Below are 2,448 nucleotides of genomic sequence, written 5' to 3'. Positions count from 1 at the left end.
AGTAATAGTTAACCGGCCGTACTCTTCGCATTCTTTCATAGAGTAATCCATATACCTCATTAGTATTTCCTGCTTTTTCTGCTCGCCGCCCGGAATATCCCGTAACAATTCTATGTAAAATGGGTCAGGGATGAGGGCTTCGTATAAGGCTGAGGCCAACTCTTTGTATTTATAGGTATACATGTAGTTTGTTAAGTTCAACGGCTTAATATACAAAATATTAGTACCCCACACCTGGTTAAGTAGTTGTAGTTTATGAAAGCGACGGCTCTGCAATAAATGGTTTTTTCTCCCACTTTTTTATGATTCAGAATTTATAGCTGATAGTTGCCTTAACTACTTGTTTATTAGTTGTTTTTGTCGGAGTGGAGATCTTGGAAAATCTTCAAAAAATATAAAACAGTACCCGCTAAAAATTGTTGAAAACTTTTAGTGGGGGAAAGTGGTAAGAAGTGGTAAAAGTATTTACTTTTACGTTACAAAATTGCCCAAGTCATACAATGTCGTTTTTAACCGGTGAATTTGAGTGTAAGCTTGATCCTAAATTTAGGATGATGATACCGGCTGGCCTTAAAAAAAAGCTTCCTGAACTGGAATCTGAAGGCCTGGTGATCAATCGCGGGTTTGAAAAATACCTTGTCATATACACTAAAAAGGAATGGGATAAACGACTTGAAGATTTGAGCAAACTTAATGAATACGAAGAGGATAATATAGCCTTTATACGATATTTTACCCGCGGCGCCACCGAGCTTATGCCTGACGCTGCTGGGCGGGTATTGTTGCCAAAATTCCTGTTGGAGTATGCGGGTATAAAAGGTGATGTAGTACTGGCTTGCCAGTTAAATAAAATTGAAGTTTGGGATGCTGAAGCGCACCGTAAGCTGATGGACGATGAGCCAAAAAGCTTTAGCGCGCTGGCAAAAAAAGTAATGGGTGGTAAAAGTAAGGAGCAGGAATGAGTGAGTACCATGTACCGGTAATGCTGAAGGAATGCATTGAGGGGCTGAATATTGATCCGGATGGTACTTATGTGGATGTGACTTTTGGCGGCGGCGGGCATTCGCGGGAGATTTTGAAGCATTTGGGGCCTAAGGGCAGACTGATTGCTTTTGATCAGGATGCCGATGCGCAACGGAATATAATTGATGATGAACGGTTTGTTTTTGTAGACCAGAATTTCAGGTATCTCAAGAACTTTTGCCGTTTACATGGGGCTATACCCGTGAACGGGATCCTGGCCGATCTCGGTGTGTCTTCACACCAGTTTGATGAGGCCGATCGTGGCTTTTCCATCCGGTTTGATGCCGAGTTGGATATGCGCATGAACCAGTTGGGCGAGCTGACTGCTAAGGATGTGGTAAATAATTATCCGGTTGCCGACCTGCACCGGATCTTCGGCATTTACGGAGAAATTCAAAATGCCAAATCACTGGCCGAAACTATTGCTACCGCAAGGTTAAATGCTTCGATAGTGACCATTGCTGATCTGAAAAATGTGATCAGTAACCGCATCCCAAAAGGAAAAGAAAATAAATACCTGGCACAAGTGTTCCAGGCATTAAGAATAGAGGTTAACCAGGAGCTGGAAGCATTAAAGGATTTTTTAATGCAGTCGGCCGAGGTTTTAGGTGTTGGGGGTAGGCTGGTGGTGATGTCATATCACTCGCTTGAAGACAGGCTGGTAAAAAACTTCATCGCCAAAGGCAAGTTCAGCGGCGAGGTGGAGAAAGACCTTTATGGAAACGATAATAAACCGCTTGATGCTGTAAGCCGCGGGGCTGTAACAGCATCGGCAGAGGAGATAACCAATAATAACAGGGCACGGAGCGCTAAGTTAAGAATAGCTGTAAAAAAATGACCAATCGTTTACGTACAGAAATTCAGGAAGAGGAAGAAGTTGAGGAGGTTATTGAAGAAAGGCAAAGACCTGCAAGGGAACTGCCCGATAACTTTTTTACACAGCTTTTTACCAAAGGCTTTCTCACTACGGAGAGGGCTACCAATGCTTTGCCTTTTGTTTTGTTTTTGGCCTTTTTAGGTATGGTGTACATTGGTAATATGCACTTTGCCGAAAAATCGGTAAGGGAGATTGACGCGCTTACCAAAGAAGTTAAAGAACTGGGCTGGGATTATAAATCGACAAAGGCTGATATGGCATTTAAAAGTACGCTTACCGAAGTTGCTAAGCGTGCAGATACATTGGGCCTGAGTCAATCGGTTGATCCGCCAGGAAAAATAACAGTAAAGGAGGTTTCTGATGGGAATTAGGACTAACATACTGGCCAGGGTTTATTTAGCCTTCGGGCTTGTGTTGCTTTTGGCAATTGCTGTTACCGTGCAGCTTTGTCGTCTGCAATTCGTTCAGGGCGATAAATGGAAAGCTATGGCTGCTGATCTTTCGGCGCAATACCAAACTGTTGAAGCAGCGAGGGGGAATATTTTTTC

Annotated in this window: 5 protein-coding genes; 4 read left to right on the top strand and 1 reads right to left on the bottom strand. The window is 43.0% G+C overall.

From position 1 onward, the window contains the following. Window positions 1-183, bottom strand: a 183-nt coding sequence (locus VF500_RS29255; protein ID WP_330863044.1) for a hypothetical protein, incomplete at its 3' end; no start/stop codon positions are given. A 317-nt stretch (window positions 184-500) separates the two neighbouring features. Between VF500_RS29255 and VF500_RS29250 the strand changes: the two genes are divergently transcribed. The 4 genes from VF500_RS29250 to VF500_RS29235 form a co-directional block, all read left to right on the top strand. Next, a complete protein-coding gene (locus VF500_RS29250; RefSeq protein WP_330863043.1) occupies window positions 501-962 on the top strand; it encodes a division/cell wall cluster transcriptional repressor MraZ in 462 nt (153 codons plus the stop codon). Beyond that, entirely contained in the window at window positions 959-1,861 is a 903-nt protein-coding gene (gene rsmH, locus VF500_RS29245; protein ID WP_330863042.1) for a 16S rRNA (cytosine(1402)-N(4))-methyltransferase RsmH, read from the top strand. The genes VF500_RS29250 and rsmH overlap by 4 nt, the downstream gene beginning before the upstream one ends. Beyond that, on the top strand, window positions 1,858-2,271 hold the full coding sequence (locus VF500_RS29240; protein WP_121231738.1) for an FtsL-like putative cell division protein: 414 nt from the start codon (window positions 1,858-1,860) through the stop codon (window positions 2,269-2,271). Before rsmH ends, VF500_RS29240 begins: the two co-directional genes overlap by 4 nt. Further along, window positions 2,261-2,448 (top strand): hypothetical protein (locus VF500_RS29235; RefSeq protein ID WP_330863041.1); only part of this gene is annotated, 188 nt, incomplete at its 3' end. The genes VF500_RS29240 and VF500_RS29235, both read left to right, overlap by 11 nt.

The organism is Mucilaginibacter sp., from assembly GCF_036383575.1.
Classification (GTDB): Bacteria; Bacteroidota; Bacteroidia; order Sphingobacteriales; family Sphingobacteriaceae; genus Mucilaginibacter.
Note: the sequence above shows the minus strand (reverse complement) of the source record. Positions and strands in the feature narration are given on the sequence as shown.

Bases quoted from the DNA above. Each gene is read 5' to 3' on its own strand.
- VF500_RS29250 (WP_330863043.1), top strand. From the start codon at position 501: ATGTCGTTTTTAACCGGTGAATTTGAGTGTAAGCTTGATCCTAAATTT.
- VF500_RS29240 (WP_121231738.1), top strand. From the start codon at position 1,858: ATGACCAATCGTTTACGTACAGAAATTCAGGAAGAGGAAGAAGTTGAG.
- rsmH (WP_330863042.1), top strand. From the start codon at position 959: ATGAGTGAGTACCATGTACCGGTAATGCTGAAGGAATGCATTGAGGGG.